This window comes from Streptomyces sp. NBC_01508 (assembly GCF_045040315.1).
Taxonomy (GTDB): Bacteria; Actinomycetota; Actinomycetes; order Streptomycetales; family Streptomycetaceae; genus Streptomyces.
The window spans coordinates 6,048,814-6,066,811 of record NZ_CP109419.1 but is presented as its reverse complement, the minus strand read 5'-3'; the positions used below and the strand labels follow the sequence as shown (position 1 = coordinate 6,066,811).

Below are 17,998 nucleotides of genomic sequence, written 5' to 3'. Positions count from 1 at the left end.
TCGCCTGCCTGTTTCCCGGCCCGCGTCGGCCCGCGTCGGCCCGCGTCGGCCCGCGTCCGGCCCGCGTCCGGCCGCGCCTTCCGTTCCTGGAGTCCTTCATGACCGACGACAACCGCCCCGCGCACACGCCGGGCTCGCCCGTCACCTTCATCAACGTCTTCGAAGTAGCCGGCGGAGACCTCGACGCGTTCGTCGCCCAGTGGGAGCGACGCGCCGCGATCATGAGCACCAAGCCCGGCTTTCTCGATTCCCGGCTGCACCGGGCCCGTTCGTCGGCGAACAGGTTCCAGTTCGTCAATGTCGCCCACTGGGAGAGCCAGGAGGCATGGGAATCGGCCACCGCGGACGTCGGGTTCCGCCAGCGCACCCAAGCCGCGCACGACGACACACGCACGCCGATCACGTCGAACCCCGGCCTGTACGACGTGGCCTCCGAGTTCTCCACCGTGCGGGCGGAGCCGGGGCGGCCCGGCTGACCGCCCCGGCGGGGCGGGGCATCACGGCGTCGTGTTCGCGCCGATGACCGGGCGTGCCGCCCCGGTGTTCAGCCGGTGGCCATCCGGTCGCTCTACGCTGCTGCGTGCACGCGACCGCACGCCCACCCACCCCCCATGGAGCGGCCCAGTGGAACGTCGCAACTTTCTGCGTGGAGCGATCGTCTCAGGCTCCGCCGCCGCACTCGGCGGCACTCTCTGGCGCGGCAGCGCGTACGCCGACCCCGCGCAGCCGGGCGCGGGACCGTACGGAGCGCTCGCCGCCGCCGACGCCAACAGCATCCGGCTGCCCGCCGGGTTCACCAGCAGGGTCGTCGCCCGGTCCGGGCAGAGCGTGCCCGGCACGTCGTACACCTGGCACAACGCCCCTGACGGCGGCGCCTGTTACGCCGACGGCAGCGGCTGGATCTACGTCTCCAACTCGGAGATCAACCCGTCCGGCGGTGCGGGCGCGGTCCGGTTCTCCTCGGCCGGCGCGATCACCGGCGCGTACCGGATCCTCGCCGGCACCCGGCAGAACTGCGCGGGTGGCAGCACCCCGTGGAACACCTGGCTGTCCTGCGAGGAGGTGGACCGCGGGTATGTGTACGAGACCGACCCGTGGGGCGTCGACGCGGCGGTACGGCGCGACGCGATGGGCCGGTTCAAGCACGAGGCCGCCGCGGCCGACCCGGTGCGCCGGGTGATCTATCTGACCGAGGACGAGTCGAACGGGTGCTTCTACCGCTTCACGCCCACCACGTGGGGCGATCTCTCCTCGGGCACTCTTCAGGTGCTGCGGGCCGGCACCGCCACCTCGGGCGCCTTCACCTGGGCGCCGGTGCCGGACCCGGACGGCACGCCGACCCTCACCCGTGACCAGGTCTCGGGCGCCAAGCGGTTCGACGGCGGCGAGGGCTGTTACTACGCGGACGGCTCGGTGTGGTTCACCACGAAGGGCGACAACCGTCTCTGGCGGGTCGATCCGGCCGCCGGTACCTACGAGTTGGCGTACGACGACTCGCTGGTCACCGGCGGCGGCGCGCCGCTGACCGGCGTCGACAACGTCACCGGTTCGTCGTCGGGCGATCTCTTCGTCGCGGAGGACGGCGGGAACATGGAGATCTGCGTGATCACCCCTGACGACGTCGTCGCGCCGTTCCTGCGGGTCGACGGGCAGTCGGGGTCCGAGATCACCGGTCCGGCGTTCTCGCCGGACGGTTCGCGGCTGTACTTCTCCAGCCAGCGCGGCACGAGCGGCAGTTCGTCGGGCGGCATCACCTACGAGGTGACGGGGCCGTTCCGCACGTAGCGCCCGCCCGTCTGCCCGCTCGTGACCGTCCGCTCGTGACTCAGTCGCCGGACGGGCGGGCTCCGCCGTACAGCACGGCGGCGCCCAGCGGGGTGAGCGTGTGCAGGACGGCGTTGCCGTGGCGCAGGGTCACCACCAGTCCCGCCTCGCGCAGGACGCACGCGTGCTGACTGGCCGAGGCGAGCGACACCCCTGCCCTGCGGGCCAGTTCGCTGGTGGTCGTGCCGTGCTCGATGGCGCCCAGGACGGCGGAGCGCGTACGGCCGACCAGCCGGCCGAGGGACGGTCCGGCGCCCCGGCCGCCGTGTCCGGCGGCGGTCGGGCCATCCGCGTGGGTGACGGGGTAGACGAGCACCGGCGGCAGTCCCGGATCGCGGTAGACGACCGGGGTGTCCCGGCAGAAGAACGACGGCTGGAGCAGCAACCCCCTTCCGTCCAGCGACAGTTCACGCTCCACGGGATAGTCCGCCTCCAGGACCGGCGCGCGCCAGCGGATCATCGGCGGGAGCGTGGCGAGCAGTTCGTCGGCGCCGCCGTCGAGCAGCGCCCGGCCCCGTACGACGCGGTCCGCCTCCGTACGGGCCCTGATGTGCGGCCAGTACGGCTCCACGGCGGCCCGGTGGTACGCGCGCAGCGCGCCGGCGAGCCGGCCCAGCCCCGCTGGTTCGTCCTCCCGGAGCGCGGCGACCCGGGCGGGGAGCGCGGGCGACCCGGAGCCGAGCAGGGCCAGTTCCGTACGGACCCGCACCCCCGGCGTCGCGCGCAGCGCCTCCAGTCCCTCCGCGAGCCCGAGGCGGCTCTCCGGGGGGTTGAGGAAATCCGGGAAATAGCCGCGCCGCGGTATGAGCGCGCCGAGCAGACGTGTTTCACCTTTCAACCTCACGCGCGTTTCCCTGCGCCATTCCCCGAAAGCGGGTGCGCCCCGCCGGTCCCGCAATCGGTGAAAGCTGAGAATCGTTTCCCACAGCGGGTCGGGACCGGCGGCCATCCGGACCCCGCCCAGGTCTCTCCCCGTGAAGTGAATGCGCAGCACCGATCCCCCACCTGTCGCCTCTGTTACATCCGCAATCGCCCCCAAGCGATGAGTATGCACGCCATCACAGGCCGTCACCATGGGGTTTCAGCCACAGTTGAAACGCATCGCGCGAATTGGGTGCGGAACGGAAGGCTGTACCAGGTCAGGCGCGAAACCCGAGCCACCGAAAAAGGCCGGCGAAGGCCGTGGGGGGCTTTGCCGGCCCGACGGCGGTCGGTGAGGGTTGCGGCTCCGTGCCCGGCGGGAAAATGGGGCGCGGCCGGTGGGTGGGGATCCACCGGCCGCACTCCGATTTGTTTGAGTCCCGGCCTTATCCATTCCGGGAAGAGCGCCAGTAGGCGATTTCACATTCGGCGGGACACCGCCTGATGTGACGCGGTCTCAGCGCGAGTCGCCGCCGCCGTCCGACTGCGCCGCCGCCCGCCCGGCCTCCAGCCGCGCCACCGGGATCCGGAACGGCGAGCAGGAGACGTAATCCAGGCCCACCTCGTGGAAGAAGTGCACCGACTCGGGGTCGCCGCCGTGCTCCCCGCAGACGCCCAGCTTCAGATCGGGCCGCGTCCTGCGCCCGGCCTCGCACGCGCTGCGTACGAGCGCGCCGACACCGTCCATGTCGATGGTCTCGAACGGGGACACCCCGAAGATGCCCTTCTCCAGGTACGCGGTGAAGAAGCTCGCCTCGACGTCGTCGCGGGAGAAGCCCCACACGGTCTGGGTGAGGTCGTTCGTACCGAAGGAGAAGAACTCGGCGGCTTCCGCGATCTGACCGGCCGTCAGGGCGGCGCGCGGCAGTTCGATCATCGTGCCGAGCGACAGCTTGAGGTCGATCCCGGTGGACTTGATCACCTCGGCGATGACCTGCTGGGCCTCGTCGCGGACGATCTCCAGCTCCTGGACGGTGCCGACGAGCGGGATCATGATCTCGGCGCGCGGGTCGCCCTTGGCGTTCTTCCGCTCGGCCGCGGCCTCGGCGATGGCCCGTACCTGCATCGCGAACAGTCCGGGGATGACCAGGCCGAGCCGTACGCCGCGCAGTCCGAGCATCGGGTTCTGCTCGTGCAGTTTGTGCACGGCCTGGAGCAGCCGCAGATCGTTCTCGTTGTGGTCCTTGCGGGACTCGGCGAGCGCGACCCGTACCGACAACTCCGTGATGTCGGGCAGGAATTCGTGCAGTGGCGGATCCAACAGCCTTACGGTGACGGGCAGTCCGTCCATCGCCTCGAACAGCTCGACGAAGTCCTTCTTCTGGAGCGGCAGGAGTGTCCGGAGCGCCCGCTCACGCTCGTCGTCGGTGTCCGCGAGGATCAACTTCTCGACCATGGAACGGCGTTCGCCGAGGAACATGTGCTCGGTGCGGCACAGTCCGATGCCCTGCGCGCCGAAGCGGCGCGCCCGCAGCGCGTCCTCGGCGTTGTCGGCGTTGGCGCGCACCCGCAGCCGGCGGCGGCGGTCGGCGTACGCCATCATCCGGTGCACGGCCTCGACCAGTTCGTCGGCGTCGTCGGCGCCCGCGTGCATCCGGCCCTCGAAGTACTCGACCACCGGCGAGGGGACGACCGGGACCTCACCGAGGTAGACCTTGCCGGTCGAACCGTCGACGGAGACGATGTCGCCCTCCTCGATGACGGTCTTGCCTGCGGTCATCCGGCGCCGCTTGGTGTCGACCTCCAGCTCCTCGGCGCCGCAGACACAGGTCTTGCCCATGCCACGGGCGACGACGGCGGCGTGCGAGGTCTTGCCGCCGCGCGAGGTGAGGATGCCCTCGGCGGCGATCATGCCGTCCAGGTCGTCGGGGTTGGTCTCGCGGCGGATGAGGATGACCCGCTCGCCGGAACGCGACCACTTGACCGCGGTGTACGAGTCGAAGACGGCCTTGCCGACGGCGGCGCCGGGCGAGGCGGCGATACCGCGCCCCAGCAGTTCGGCGCCCTTCCCGCCGTCGTCGAAGCGCGGGAACATCAGCTGGGCGAGCTGCGCCCCGTTGACGCGCTGAAGTGCCTCCGCCTCGTCGATCAGGCCCTGGTCCACGAGTTGGGTCGCGATCCGGAAGGCGGCACCGGCGGTGCGCTTGCCCACGCGGGTCTGGAGCATCCACAACTCACCGCGCTCGATGGTGAATTCGATGTCGCACAGGTCCCGGTAGTGCGTCTCCAGGATCTCCATGATCTGCGTCAGCCGGTCGTAGGACTTCTTGTCGATGGTCTCCAGGTCGGCGAGCGGCACGGTGTTGCGGATGCCGGCGACGACGTCCTCGCCCTGCGCGTTCTGGAGGTAGTCGCCGTACACACCCTGGTGGCCGCTGGCCGGGTCGCGGGTGAAGGCGACGCCCGTGCCGGAGTCCGGGCCGAGGTTGCCGAAGACCATGGAGCAGATGTTGACGGCGGTGCCGAGGTCGCCGGGGATGCGCTCCTGGCGGCGGTAGAGCTTGGCGCGGTCGGTGTTCCAGGACTCGAAGACGGAGCGGATGGCGAGGTCCATCTGCTCGCGCGGGTCCTGCGGGAAGTCGCGGCCCGCCTCGCGCGAGACGATCTTCTTGAACTGCTTGACCAGCTTCTTCAGATCGGCGGCGTCGAGATCGATGTCGGAGGCGGCCTTCTTCGCCCGCTTGGCCTCCTCCAGCGCCTCCTCGAAGAGGTCGCCGTCGACGCCGAGGACGGTCTTGCCGAACATCTGGATGAGCCTGCGGTACGAGTCCCAGGCGAAGCGCTCGTCGCCGGACTGCTTGGCGAGGCCGGCGACGGAGGTGTCCGAGAGCCCGATGTTGAGGACGGTGTCCATCATGCCGGGCATGGAGAACTTGGCACCGGACCGTACGGAGACGAGCAGCGGGTCGTCGGACTGGCCGAGCTTCTTGCCCATCTTCCGTTCGAGGGCGTCGAGATGTACGCCGACCTCGTCACTCAGTGCCGCCGGTTCCGTACCGGTGTCGAGGTAGACCTTGCACGCCTCGCTGGTGATGGTGAAACCCGGAGGGACGGGCAGGCCGAGGTTGGTCATCTCGGCGAGGTTGGCACCCTTGCCGCCGAGGAGGCCCTTGAGATCCTTGTTGCCCTCGGTGAAGTCGTAGACGAACTTCTGGTGCTGGGGGGCGGTGTCTCTCGCTACGTGGGGGTCTTTGCTTCTCGACACGGATCTCGACTCCTCCGGGAGGCGCTGGCTGCCCTGACGGCCAGGAACATACCCAGATCGAAGGTGCCTGGACATGTCCACCTGTCCGTCATACGGCCGCAACCACCCGTCCGCCACTGGATCGAATGCGTGTGACGGGGAGTCGGCCGGCCCGGCCCCCTTCACGCCTCGAACCGGGCATGACCTTCGCATGACGCAAGGCGCTCACCTGAGCAGGTATCGCGACTTCTGAGTTCACCTCTCGAACGCGGATGAGGTGGCACCCAGTGCCACCCTTTCCGGAAGTGCAGTCGGGCGCCAGCCGCTCGTCTGAGCGAGTGGCCTATCAGGCGTGGCGAGAATCACTACGGGGACGGGCGCCCCACTGGACTTTCGACAGTGTCGGAGCGTCCTCGCGATCCGTACGGTCGTACGGGTGGACAGCACGACGACCGACAGACCCGCCGGCAGGCCGCTCTCCTCCGGGAGCCTTCTGACGGCGGCAGCCGCCGTGAGCGCCGGGCTGAGCGCGGTGAGCCTGTGGTGGACCGTGCCGACGGTGCTCGCCGCGTTCCTCGCGGGGCGGCGGCCCGGCAGGACGGGGCCGACCGCGCTCGTGCTGGTCGCGGTTCTCGCGGCCGGCGTGGTGGCGGTGACCACGGTTCCCGCCTGGCTCCCGCTCGGGAGCCGGTTCGTCGGGGTGATTGCCTTCGGGGCGATGCTGCCGTGGTTCGCGGGGCGATTCCGGCGCCAGTGGCAGGACCTCACGCAGGCCGGCTGGGAGCGGGCCGAACAGCTCGAACGCGAACAGCGGTTGGTCGCCGAGCAGGCCCGATCGCGCGAACGCGCCCGTATCGCCCAGGACATGCACGACGTACTCGGCCACGACCTCAGCCTGATCGCGCTGTCGGCCGGGGCGCTGAAGCTCGCACCCGGCCTCGACGAACGGCACCGGACGGCCGCCGGGGACATCAGGACGCGGGCGGCGACCGCCGTGGAGAAGCTGGGAGAGGTGATCGGCGTGCTGCGCGAGGAGGCCGACGCGGCTGCGGAGGTACGGGGGACGGGCATCGCGCGGCTGGCCGAGGAGGCGTCCGCGTCCGGACTCGCCGTCGAGTTGTGCGTGGACGGTGAGCCGGCGGACCTGCCGCCGATGGTCGGGCGGGCCGCGCACCGCGTCGTACAGGAGGCGCTGACGAACGTCGCCAAGCACGCGCCGGACGCCACGGCGACGGTGCGGGTGACGCACTCGGCCGGGGAGACGACCGTCGGGGTGGAGAACGGCCCGTCGCGATCGGCGTCGTCACCGTCCCCGACGAGGACGGCGGCGGGACGCGGTCTCATCGGCCTGGACGAACGGGTCCGGCTGGCCGGCGGCACCTTCGAGTACGGTCCGCGCGACGGCGGCTTCGCCGTGGGCGCCCGCATCCCCCACGCCGCACCGGCCCGACGGCCGACGCCGACCGCCACCCCCGGACCGCGCGGTGAGCTGCCCCGCGAACACCGCCACGCCCGCCGCCGCGCCACCGGAACCCTGGTCGCGGCGCTCATGCTGCCCCTGGTCACGGCGGCGCTGCTGAGCGGGGCGCTCGCCCGGTGGGAGATGCTGTCGGCGGCGCGGTCGGTGCTCGAACCGGGCGACTACGCCCGCCTGCGGGTGGGCCTCGACAGGTCGGCGGTGGCACCGCTGCTGCCCGACCGTGAGACGAACCAACGGCCGCCAGGCGCGGAACCGGAAGAGCGAGGGACGACGTGCGAGTACTACGCGATGACGGCCGACCGCTTCGACGACCGCTCCGGCGACGTCTACCGGCTCTGCTACCGCAAGGACACCCTGGTGTCGCTGGACGCCCTCACCCCATGAACGGCCGGACGGGCTCACGATGATCCGTGTACTGATCGCCGACGACGAACCGATGATCCGCGCCGGGGTACGCGCCGTACTGGCCACGTCCCCGGACATGGACGTGGTCGCCGAGGCCGGAGACGGACACGACGCCGTGGAGCTGGCCCGGCGCCACCGCCCGGCCGTGGCGGTCCTCGACATCCGCATGCCGGGTCTGGGCGGCATCGAGGCCGCCGCCGAGATCCGCGCCACCGTGCCGGAGACGAACGTCATCATGCTGACGACGTTCGGCGAGGACGACTACATCCTCCAGGCGCTCGGCGGCGGCGCGGCCGGGTTCCTGATCAAGTCGGGAGAGCCGGAGGAGCTGATCGCCGGAGTCCGCGCGGTGGCCGAGGGCGCCGCGTATCTGTCGCCCAGGGTCGCCGCCCGCGTCGTCGCCCATCTCGCGGCGACCGGCGCGGGCGCCGTGGCGGGCCGCCGTGCCGCAGCCCGCGCCAGGACCGACGCGCTCACCGACCGGGAACGGGACGTACTGGTCTGCCTGGGCAGCGGGCTCTCCAACGCCCGGATCGCCCGCCGTCTGCGTGTGGTGGAGGGCACGGTGAAGGCGCACGTCAGCTCGATCCTGGCCCGGCTGGGCGTGGGCAACCGGGCGGCCGCGGCGATCGTGGCGCACGAGGCCGGGCTCGTTCCGCCGCCGTAGCCGGTCGTAACCGACCGGGCCACCAAGGGAGTTGGTGCCGAAGGACGGGGGCGAGGGGCGACTTTCGTCAGTACGGCGAGCTGTGCTCCGTTCCTAGGCTCTCGCCCATGAACCGAACTCACCGCAGGACAGCGGCCGTTGTCCTCACTCTCGCACTTCCGCTGTCGGCCGCCGCGTCGGCGGGTGCCCAAGCGACTGCCCAAGCGACTGCCCGAGCGACACCACCCTCGGCCACCGCGACGGCAGCACCCGCACCCGCGCCCACACCCACCGTCCTCCAAATCCCCCGCCCCACTGGCCCGTTCGCGGTCGGGCGGGACATCCGTCACCTGGTCGACCAGAAGCGCCGTGACCCATGGATACCCAAGGCCGGTGCCCGCGAGCTGATGGTGTCGATGTACTACCCGGCCCGCGCCGGCGGCCCCGGCGCCCGTGCCCCCTACCTGACCACCGAAGAGGCCCGGCTGCTCCTGGAGGGCCGGCGGCTCGACGGTGCCGTCGCCGTCGAGCAGGTCACCGGCACCCTCACGAACGCCCGTGCCGGTGCGCGTCCCGTCGGCGGCACGCACCCGCTGGTGGTGCTCTCCCCCGGCTTCAGCCTCACGCGGGGCACCCTCACCACCCTCTCGGAAGAACTCGCCTCACGCGGCTACGTCGTGGCCCTGCTGGACCACGCGCACGAATCGTTCGGCACCAGCTTCCCCGGCGGGCGCACCCTCACCTGTACGGCGTGCGACATCGTCGAGGCCGCGCCGAGCGACGAGGCGTCGCGCAAGCGGCTGGCCAGGGCCGCCACCGACCGCGCGGCCGACATCTCCTTCGTCGTGGACGAACTGACCGGGCGCCCGGCGGCAGGAGAGCCCGCCTTCTGGAAGCACGCGGCGATGATCGACCCGAAACGCGTCGGTGCGGCGGGCCACTCGCTCGGCGGCAACGCCTCGGCGCACGCCATGGCCGTCGACCCCCGGATCCGCGCGGGTGTGAACATGGACGGCACGTTCTTCCGGCCGGTACCCGCCGCCGGCCTCGGCGGGCGCCCCTTCCTGATGCTCGGCACACTCGACGGCCACGCGCCCGCCGGCGAGGACACCACCTGGCCCACCGCCTGGCAGCGCCTCGACGGCTGGAAGCGCTGGCTCACGGTGCGCGACTCCGGCCACTTCACCTTTACCGACCTGCCGGTCCTCGCCGGACAGCTCGGTATGACCGACCCGTCGGCACCACTGCCCGGGGACCGGTCGGGCGCGATCACCACGGCGTACGTGGGCGCCTTCTTCGACCAGGCGCTACGGTCCGTCCACCAGCCGCTGCTGGACGGACCGTCCGCGGCCGACCCGGAGGTCACGTTCCAGAACCCTTGAGCCGACGTCAGCGGGGGCGTTCGAGCAGGGAGCGGACCTCGGCGAGCAGGGTGCCGTAGTCGTCGCCGTACGTCGCCGCCGCGGCGAACAGCGCGTCCACCGCCGCCTGGAGCGGGTCCGGATCCGCCGCCGCGAACACCGCCGGGACGGCCAGGTGCGGCTGCGAGATGGCCGTCCCGCTCCGGGGGACGTTCACCAGCGTCAGCGGCACCCGTTCGTCCGTGGACAGCAACTCCCACACCCGGTCCGGCTCGTCGAACGGCGGCGCCAACTCCCGTCCCCGGTCGAGGGTTTCGAGGGTGGGCGCGACCCAGTCCAGCTCCGCCAGGCCCGCCACCGTACAGGCGCGGTTCGCCGCCAGCCGTGCCACGGCGCGCTGGGCGTCCGGGCCTGCCGCGTCCAGCGCGTGCAGGAGGTGGACGTCGAGCTCGACCATCCCCGACACATTGCCGCGTACGGCGCGCAGTCGGTCGCTCGGCAGTCGGCCGCCCCAGGCGCGCGCCTCCGCGTCGACCCGCTCCCGCTCGCGCTCCAGTTCGGCGAGACGCGCCGCCTCCGCCACCTCCTCGGGGGTCGGCGGGGGCGGCAACTTGCTTGCCCATGTGTGCCAGTAGGCGGCGTGTCCGGTGGTCTGCCGCACGATGCGGGCCGGTGCCGCCCGATCGCACGGCCAGAACTGCAGTAGGTAGTGGTCCACGGGCTCTTCGGACTCCCAGGAGTCAGGGTCCCTCGCCTCGGCCATCCCCCGCGCGCTGTACCGGACCCGGTAGTCGATCTCTTCGAGGTCCAACTCCCGGGAATCGCCTCCCCATTCCACGAACAGGGCCCCGGGCGACAGCGGTCGGAACGACACTTCCACCACCTCCTCCCACCGGGGACCGAGCGGCGGCGGCTCGTCGTGCCGCTCGACGGTGAGTCCGACTTCGCCCGTGTGCAGCCCGGTCAACAGGAAGAGCGATCCGGGCACGGCGCCCCCGCACAGCCCCGCCTTCTGTCCCGCGAAGGCCGCGCCGAGGTCGCTCCCGGTGCATCCCTCCGGATCGCTCAGCACATACATCTGCCCGTAATCCACGCGCACTTCGCCGAACAGCAGTGTCTCCACAGCGCCCCCACCCGTCTCGTCGCCCCATGGGCGGACCCGTCAGCCGCCCGACGTGTCCAGTTCCGCGTCCGCGCCGAGACCCGCGCAGTCGTACGGGTCCTTCAGCCAACCGTCCGGCAGGACCACCCGGTTGTTCCCCGACGTCCGCCCGCGCGGTCCGTCGGCACCGTCGGGCCACGGCTGGTCCAGGTCCAACTCACCCAGCAGCGCGTCCAGTTCGGCGAGCGACGAGGTGATCGCGAGCTTCTTGCGCATTTCGGAACCGACCGAGAAGCCCTTCAGATACCAGGCCACGTGCTTACGGAAGTCGATCACCCCGCGCGCCTCGTCGCCGATCCACTCCCCCAGCAGCTCCGCGTGCCGCCGCATCACCCCGGCGACCTCGCGCAGCGCGGGCCGGGCGAGCTCCCCCGTACCCTCGAAGGCCGCCACCAGATCGCCGAAGATCCACGGCCGGCCGAGGCAGCCGCGCCCCACGACCACACCGTCACAGCCGGTCTCCCGGACCATCCGCAGCGCGTCGTCCGCCGACCAGATGTCGCCGTTGCCGAGGACGGGGATCTCGGGGACGTGCTCCTTGAGCCGGGCGATGGCGTCCCAGTCAGCGGTGCCGCCGTAGTGCTGGGCGGCCGTCCTGCCGTGCAGGGCGATCGCCGTCACACCCTCTTCGACGGCGATGCGGCCCGCGTCCAGGTAGGTCAGGTGGCCGTCGTCGATGCCCTTGCGCATCTTCATCGTGACCGGCAGCTCCCCGGCGTTCGACACCGCCTCGTGCAGGATCGCGCGCAGCAGGGGCCGCTTGTACGGGAGGGCCGAGCCGCCGCCCTTGCGGGTGACCTTGGGGACGGGGCAGCCGAAGTTCAGGTCGATGTGGTCGGCCAGGCCCTCGTCCGCGATCATGCGGACGGCCTTGCCGACGGTGACCGGGTCCACCCCGTACAGCTGGATCGAGCGCGGTGTCTCGGTCGCGTCGAAGCGGATGAGCTGCATCGTCTTCTCGTTGCGCTCGACCAGCGCCCGCGTGGTGATCATCTCGCTGACGAACAGCCCCTTTCCGCCCGAGAACTCCCGGCACAGCGTCCGGAACGGAGCGTTGGTGATCCCGGCCATCGGCGCGAGCACCACGGGCGGGCGCACGGGGTACGGGCCGACCGCGAGCGTGCTGGACGGTGCGGCGGCCGGGGCGGGAGACGGGGCGAGCGGAGCGGTCATCCGTCCATTGTCGCGCATGGCGGGGGAGGCGCCGCCGGGCGCCGGACTCTACCATCGCCCCATGCCAGCCCCCCAGCCCCAGCCCTCGCCGGAGCCGTCGAAAGAGCCCGTGGAGGAGTGCGGTCGCCGCAGGCGGATGGTGATCCTGGGGACGTGCTGCATGAGTCTGCTGATCGTCAGTCTCGACAACACGGTGCTCAACGTGGCGCTGCCGTCGATGCAGAAGGATCTGCACACCACGGTCGCCGGTATGCAGTGGACGATCGACGCGTACACCCTGGTCATCGCCTCGCTGCTGATGCTCGCGGGCTCCACGGCCGACCGCATCGGCAGACGGCGGGTCTTCAAGACCGGGCTGGTGGTCTTCACCCTCGGCTCGGCGCTGTGCTCGGTCGCGCCGAATCTTGAATCGCTGGTCGCGTTCCGGATGGTGCAGGCGGTCGGCGGCTCGATGCTCAACCCGGTCGCCATGTCGATCATCACCAACGTCTTCACCGAGCCGCGTGAGCGCGCCCGTGCGATCGGCATCTGGGGCGGGGTCGTGGGCATCTCGATGGCGGCCGGGCCGCTGATCGGCGGGCTCCTGGTGGAGACGGTCGGCTGGCGCGCGATCTTCCTGATCAATGTGCCGATCGGAATCACGGCGTTCATCCTCACCTGGCGGTACGTCCCCGAGTCGCGCGCCGCGAAGCCGCGCCGCCCCGACCCCGTCGGCCAACTGCTGGTCATGGCCACCCTCGGCGCGCTGACGTACGCGATCATCGAGGCCCCGACCGCCGGTTGGACGTCGCCGCTGATCCTGTGCTTCCTCGGGGTCGCGGTGTGCTCGCTGGCCGGGCTGGTGCTGTACGAGCCGAGGCGCCCGGAGCCGCTGATCGATCTGCGCTTCTTCCGCAGCGCGCCGTTCAGCGGGGCGACGGTCATCGCGGTGTGCGCGTTCGGCGCGCTCGGCGGCTTCCTGTTCATGAACACGCTCTATCTCCAGAACGTCCGGGACCTCTCCGCCCTGGAGGCCGGTCTCTACATTCTGCCGATGGCGGCGCTCGCCTTCGTCTGCGCGCCGTTGTCGGGGAGGCTCGTCGGTTCGCGCGGGCCGCGCCTCCCGCTGCTGCTCGCGGGCACGGCCATCGCGGCGAGCGGGCTGCTGTTCGCGGGCTTCGAGGCGGAGCGGCACACGGTGCTGCTGCTCATCGGATACATGCTGTTCGGCGCGGGCTTCGGCATGGTGAACGCCCCGATCACCAACACGGCGGTGTCCGGGATGCCGCTCTCCCAGTCGGGGGTGGCCGCCGCCGTCGCGTCGACCAGCAGACAGATCGGGCAGACGCTGGGCGTCGCGGTGATCGGCGCGGTCCTGGCGGCGGGCGCGGCGGGGGCCACGCACCGCGGCGGCATCGACGAGTCGGCCTTCGCCGCCGCGAGCCGGCCCGCGTGGTGGATCATCACCGGGCTCGGCGTGTGCGTGCTGGTGGTCGGCGCGCTGACCAGCGGGGAGTGGGCGCGGGGTACGGCGCGCCGCAACGCGGAACGGCTGGAGCCGGCGTCGGCACCGGGCTCGTAGACCGCACTCGGGCGGACGAACGGCACTACGCTCCCCGGCCGGCTGACGGGCCACGCGGCGACCGACGGCCCGGACCACCGAGGTGGTCCGGGCCGTCGGCGCGCTGAAGCGGTGTGTCAGGACTGGGCGGCAGGCCCGTCGGTCACGCCGTTCGCCTCGGGGGTGTCCGTCGCGTCCGTGGTGGCCTCGTCGGGCTCCGTGCCGGTCGCGCGCTCGCGCATCCTGCGCACCAGTTCCTGCTTCTTGTCCTCGGCGACCTTGCGGTCGGCGTTCCGGGCGGGGCCGTTGCCCTGCTGATCGGCGCGGGACAGCTTCTTTCGCTGTCCGCCCACGCCGAGAAGGTTGTTCCGGCTTTTTGCCACGGGTTCTCCCGAATTGGTGAAGGCGAAGTGATCTGCGGATTCGTCTGGTGAGAGGCGGACCGTGACCGCCGCGTTCTCACTCGTAGATCTGGAAGAACATGCCAGAGACGCTACCACCGGGCGGGTGGCGCCCGTCACCTCATTTTTCCCGGCCCCGACGCGCTCCCCGACGACCTGCGAGGGCTGCTCAGCCGCTGCCGGACACCGTCGGGTCCACGGTCGCCCGGTGCGCCTCGGCCAGATGTTCCTCCGCCTTGAGCCACGGCAGGAACTGGGCGTCCTTGGTCCAGTCGCAGGTGTCGCAGGTCAACGCCCGCCGCATGCCCGCCTTTTGGACATGGACGACATGCTCGCGACCGTGCTGGTCCCACCGGCTTACCTTGCTGCTGGTCGTGGGCGGCATGGGTGCCTCCTGTAGACGGATGCGGCCACTGAGCAGTGTGCGACGAAGCCCCCGGCTCCGTCACGGAACCGGGGGCTTCGAGCCACGACCGTAATCAGCGGCCTTGAATCAGCAGCCGAGCAGCCGCTCGCCCAGGTAGCCCTGGATCTGGCTGAGCGAGACGCGCTCCTGCTTCATGGTGTCGCGCTCGCGCACCGTCACCGCGTCGTCGTCGAGCGTGTCGAAGTCGACGGTGACGCAGAACGGCGTACCGATCTCGTCCTGCCTGCGGTAACGCCGGCCGATCGCGCCCGCGTCGTCGAACTCGATGTTCCAGTTCTTCCGCAGGTCCGCCGAGAGCCCCTTCGCCTTCGGCGACAGCTGCGGGTTCCGCGACAGCGGCAGCACCGCGACCTTGACCGGCGCCAGGCGCGGGTCGAGGCGCATCACGGCGCGCTTCTCCAGCACGCCCTTCGCGTTCGGCGCCTCGTCCTCGTTGTACGCGTCGAGGAGGAAGGCCAGCATCGCGCGGCCGACACCGGCGGCGGGCTCGATGACGTACGGCGTCCAGCGCTCACCGGCCTCCTGGTCGAAGTACGACAGGTCGTGGCCGGACGCCTTGGAGTGCGCGTTGAGGTCAAAGTCCGTGCGGTTCGCGACGCCTTCGAGCTCGCCCCACTCCGAGCCGCCGAAGCTGAAGCGGTACTCGATGTCGGCGGTGCGCTTGGAGTAGTGGGAGAGCTTCTCCTTCGGGTGCTCGAACCAGCGCATGTTCTCCTCGCGCAGGCCCAGGTCCCGGTACCAGTTCCAGCGCTGCTCCATCCAGTAGTCCTGCCACGTCTCGTCCTCGCCGGGCTTGACGAAGAATTCCATCTCCATCTGCTCGAACTCACGTGTGCGGAAGATGAAGTTGCCGGGCGTGATCTCGTTACGGAAGGACTTGCCCATCTGCGCGATGCCGAACGGCGGCTTCTTGCGCGATGTCACCTGCACCTGGGCGAAGTTGGTGAAGATGCCCTGGGCGGTCTCGGGGCGCAGATACGCGACCGAGCCGGAGTCCTGTGTCGGGCCGAGGTGCGTGGAGAGCAGCCCGGAGAAGGACTTGGGCTCGGTGAAGGTGCCCTTGTTGCCACAGTTGGGGCAGTTGAGGTCCTTGAGGCCGTTGACCGGCGGCTTGCCGTGCTTCTCCTCGTACGCCTCCTCCAAGTGGTCGGCGCGGAAACGCTTGTGGCAGGAGGTGCACTCGGTGAGCGGGTCGGTGAACGTGGCGACGTGGCCCGAGGCCTCCCAGACCTCGGGGGCCAGGATCACCGACGAGTCGAGACCGACAACGTCCTCGCGCGAAGTGACCATGTAACGCCACCACTGGCGCTTGATGTTCTCCTTCAGCTCGACCCCGAGCGGCCCGTAGTCCCAGGCGGCACGCTGTCCGCCGTAGATCTCGCTGCACGGGTAGACGAAGCCACGGCGCTTGCTCAGGTTGACGATGCTGTCGATCTTGTCGGCGGCCACGGTGCTCTCTTCATTACGACGACGAACGGCGAATGCTTCAGATTAGCGGCGGGCGCACCCCCTGTATCAAATCGGTGTCCCGCAGTGGCTCTCACCACCCCTTGTTGACAATCGTTTCCACTTTTGTTGAAAATGACTGTCATGAACGTACGACGCCTCATACCCACCGCCGCGCTCGCCGGATCCGTCACCCTCGGCCTGGTCGCGCTGATCGCGTGCTCCCCCTCCGACGCGGCCGACAGCGAGGGCGGCGCGGGCGGGAGGAGCGGCGGCAAGCTCGCGGTCGTCACGTCGTTCTACCCCATGCAGTACCTGGCCGAGGAGATAGGCGGGACGCACGTCGACGTCTCCACCCTCACCAAGCCGGGCGTCGAGCCGCACGAACTGGAGCTGGGGACCCGGCAGGCCGCCCAGCTCGGCGAGGCCGACTACATCCTCTACCTCAAGGGCATCCAGCCCGCCGTCGACGAGGCCATCACCGCCGCCGGCGTCAAGAACACCGTCGACGCCGCCTCCCTCACCACGCTGGAGAAGCACGGCGCGGAAGACGGACACGACCACGGGGAAGACGGACACGAACACGAAGCGGATCACGGGCACGAGGGCGAGGGCGAGGCCGGTACCGACCCGCACATCTGGCTCGACCCCGTGAAGTACACCGAGGTCGCCAAGGGCGTCGGCGCCTCGCTGGAGAAGGCCGACCCGGACAACGCCGCCGCGTACCGCAAGAACACCACCGCCCTGGTCGAGCGCCTCACCACCCTCGACACCGCCTTCGAGCAGGGCCTCGCCGACACCGCCACCAAGACCTTCATCACCACGCACTCGGCCTTCGGCTATCTCGCCGAGCGCTACGGCCTCACCCAGGAGTCCATCTCGGGCCTCTCCCCCGAGTCCGAGCCCAGCCCGGCCCGGATCAAGGAACTGCGGTCCGTCGCGGACAGGGACAAGGTCGGCACGGTCTTCTTCGAAACGCTCGTCAGCGACAAGACGGCGAAGACCGTCGCCGCCGACAGCGGTCTGCGGACGGACGTCCTGGACCCCGTCGAGGGAATCACCGACAGGTCCAAGGGCGCTGACTACGTCGAGGTCATGGAGTCCAACCTCGCCGCGCTGGAGAAAGCCCTCGGCGCGAAGTGAACCAGCCGACAGCGGCAACGGAGGTACGGGACGTGACGACGACGCAGACCGGGCAGACCGGGCAGACCACCGGGCAGGACGCCAGGGACGAGAGCGGCACCCCCACCGTCCTGTCCCTGCGCGGCGCCACCGCCACGCTCGGCTCCCGCCCCGTGCTGCGCGGCATCGACCTCACCCTGCGGCGCGGCGAGGTCGTCGCGCTGCTCGGCGCCAACGGCTCCGGCAAGTCCACCGCCGTACGCTCCGTGATCGGCCAAGTCCCGCTCACCGGCGGCGAGGTGACCCTCTTCGGCACCCCGCTGCGGCGCTTCCACGACTGGGCGCGCGTCGGCTACGTACCGCAGCGCACCACGGCCGCGAGCGGCGTGCCCGCGACCGTCCGCGAGGTCGTGGCGTCCGGGCGGCTCTCCCGCTCCGGGCTGCTGCGTTGGCCCTCCAAGGCCGACCGGGCGGCCGTCCAGCGCGTCATCGAGCTGGTCGGGCTCGCGGACCGGGCGAAGGACGCGGTCGGCGCGCTCTCCGGCGGCCAGCACCAGCGGGTGCTCATCGCGCGTGCCCTGGCCGCCGAACCCGAACTGCTGATCATGGACGAGCCGATGGCGGGCGTCGACCTGGCCAGCCAGGAGATCCTGGCGGCCACGCTGCGTGACCAGGTGGCGGCCAGCACGACTGTGCTGCTCGTCCTGCACGAACTGGGCCCGCTGGAGCCGCTGATCGACCGCGCGGTGGTGCTGCGCGACGGCTGTGTGACACACGACGGGCCGCCGCCGAAGGCCGTGGGCCAGCACGCGCTGCCCGGCCATGACCCCGATCCTTTGACCAATCAAGGCTGCCATCCGCACTCGTCGGCCGGCGAGCCGCTCCGTACAGGACTGCTGACCTGAT

15 protein-coding genes are annotated in these 17,998 nt (G+C 70.9%); 8 read left to right on the top strand and 7 right to left on the bottom strand.

The features are described from left to right. Window positions 1-98: 98 nt before the first annotated feature. Window positions 99-476, top strand: coding sequence for an antibiotic biosynthesis monooxygenase family protein (locus OG700_RS28095; protein ID WP_405618291.1), 378 nt, complete (start codon window positions 99-101; stop codon window positions 474-476). A gap of 148 nt (window positions 477-624) precedes the next feature. Continuing rightward, the gene (locus OG700_RS28090; protein ID WP_405618289.1) at window positions 625-1,785 is read left to right on the top strand and encodes an alkaline phosphatase PhoX; all 1,161 of its coding nucleotides are present in this window, start codon (window positions 625-627) and stop codon (window positions 1,783-1,785) included. Between the two features lie 40 nt (window positions 1,786-1,825). Here OG700_RS28090 and OG700_RS28085 read toward each other — a convergent pair whose 3' ends face one another. Both OG700_RS28085 and ppdK read right to left on the bottom strand, forming a co-directional pair. Continuing rightward, window positions 1,826-2,818, bottom strand: a complete 993-nt coding sequence (locus OG700_RS28085; RefSeq protein WP_405618287.1) for an ArsR family transcriptional regulator — start codon at window positions 2,816-2,818, stop codon at window positions 1,826-1,828. A 384-nt stretch (window positions 2,819-3,202) separates the two neighbouring features. Further along, window positions 3,203-5,950: a pyruvate, phosphate dikinase gene (gene ppdK, locus OG700_RS28080; RefSeq protein WP_405618285.1), complete on the bottom strand. Its 2,748-nt coding sequence runs from the start codon at window positions 5,948-5,950 to the stop codon at window positions 3,203-3,205. Between the two features lie 415 nt (window positions 5,951-6,365). Between ppdK and OG700_RS28075 the strand changes: the two genes are divergently transcribed. From OG700_RS28075 to OG700_RS28065, 3 genes are all read left to right on the top strand, one after another. Then, entirely contained in the window at window positions 6,366-7,793 is a 1,428-nt protein-coding gene (locus tag OG700_RS28075) for a sensor histidine kinase (protein WP_405618283.1), read from the top strand. A gap of 19 nt (window positions 7,794-7,812) precedes the next feature. Further along, entirely contained in the window at window positions 7,813-8,481 is a 669-nt protein-coding gene (locus OG700_RS28070; RefSeq protein WP_405618281.1) for a response regulator, read from the top strand. Between the two features lie 107 nt (window positions 8,482-8,588). Then, entirely contained in the window at window positions 8,589-9,842 is a 1,254-nt protein-coding gene (locus tag OG700_RS28065; protein WP_405618279.1) for an alpha/beta hydrolase family protein, read from the top strand. 7 nt (window positions 9,843-9,849) lie between these two features. Here the strand turns inward: OG700_RS28065 and OG700_RS28060 are convergent, their stop codons facing one another. Both OG700_RS28060 and dusB read right to left on the bottom strand, forming a co-directional pair. After that, on the bottom strand, window positions 9,850-10,944 hold the full coding sequence (locus OG700_RS28060) for a hypothetical protein (protein ID WP_405618277.1): 1,095 nt from the start codon (window positions 10,942-10,944) through the stop codon (window positions 9,850-9,852). Between the two features lie 39 nt (window positions 10,945-10,983). Beyond that, on the bottom strand, window positions 10,984-12,174 hold the full coding sequence (gene dusB, locus OG700_RS28055) for a tRNA dihydrouridine synthase DusB (protein ID WP_405618275.1): 1,191 nt from the start codon (window positions 12,172-12,174) through the stop codon (window positions 10,984-10,986). A gap of 118 nt (window positions 12,175-12,292) precedes the next feature. Here dusB and OG700_RS28050 point away from each other — a divergent pair, with 118 nt between their 5' ends. Next, the gene (locus OG700_RS28050) at window positions 12,293-13,717 is read left to right on the top strand and encodes an MFS transporter (protein ID WP_405622027.1); all 1,425 of its coding nucleotides are present in this window, start codon (window positions 12,293-12,295) and stop codon (window positions 13,715-13,717) included. A 116-nt stretch (window positions 13,718-13,833) separates the two neighbouring features. Here the strand turns inward: OG700_RS28050 and OG700_RS28045 are convergent, their stop codons facing one another. The 3 genes from OG700_RS28045 to OG700_RS28035 form a co-directional block, all read right to left on the bottom strand. Beyond that, window positions 13,834-14,079 carry a DUF6243 family protein gene (locus OG700_RS28045; RefSeq protein WP_405618272.1) on the bottom strand — a complete coding sequence of 82 codons (246 nt, stop codon included), beginning with the start codon at window positions 14,077-14,079 and terminating at the stop codon, window positions 13,834-13,836. A 187-nt stretch (window positions 14,080-14,266) separates the two neighbouring features. After that, the gene (locus OG700_RS28040) at window positions 14,267-14,482 is read right to left on the bottom strand and encodes a hypothetical protein (RefSeq protein ID WP_405618270.1); all 216 of its coding nucleotides are present in this window, start codon (window positions 14,480-14,482) and stop codon (window positions 14,267-14,269) included. 108 nt (window positions 14,483-14,590) lie between these two features. Further along, window positions 14,591-15,973, bottom strand: coding sequence for a glycine--tRNA ligase (locus OG700_RS28035; protein WP_405618268.1), 1,383 nt, complete (start codon window positions 15,971-15,973; stop codon window positions 14,591-14,593). A 141-nt stretch (window positions 15,974-16,114) separates the two neighbouring features. On the opposite strand from OG700_RS28035, the gene OG700_RS28030 reads away from it, so the two are divergent. Both OG700_RS28030 and OG700_RS28025 read left to right on the top strand, forming a co-directional pair. Continuing rightward, window positions 16,115-17,113 (top strand): metal ABC transporter substrate-binding protein, encoded by a 999-nt coding sequence (locus tag OG700_RS28030; protein WP_405618266.1) that lies wholly within the window; start codon window positions 16,115-16,117, stop codon window positions 17,111-17,113. 110 nt (window positions 17,114-17,223) lie between these two features. Further along, window positions 17,224-17,997: a metal ABC transporter ATP-binding protein gene (locus tag OG700_RS28025; protein ID WP_405622025.1), complete on the top strand. Its 774-nt coding sequence runs from the start codon at window positions 17,224-17,226 to the stop codon at window positions 17,995-17,997. The last annotated feature ends 1 nt before the right edge of the window (window position 17,998 follow it).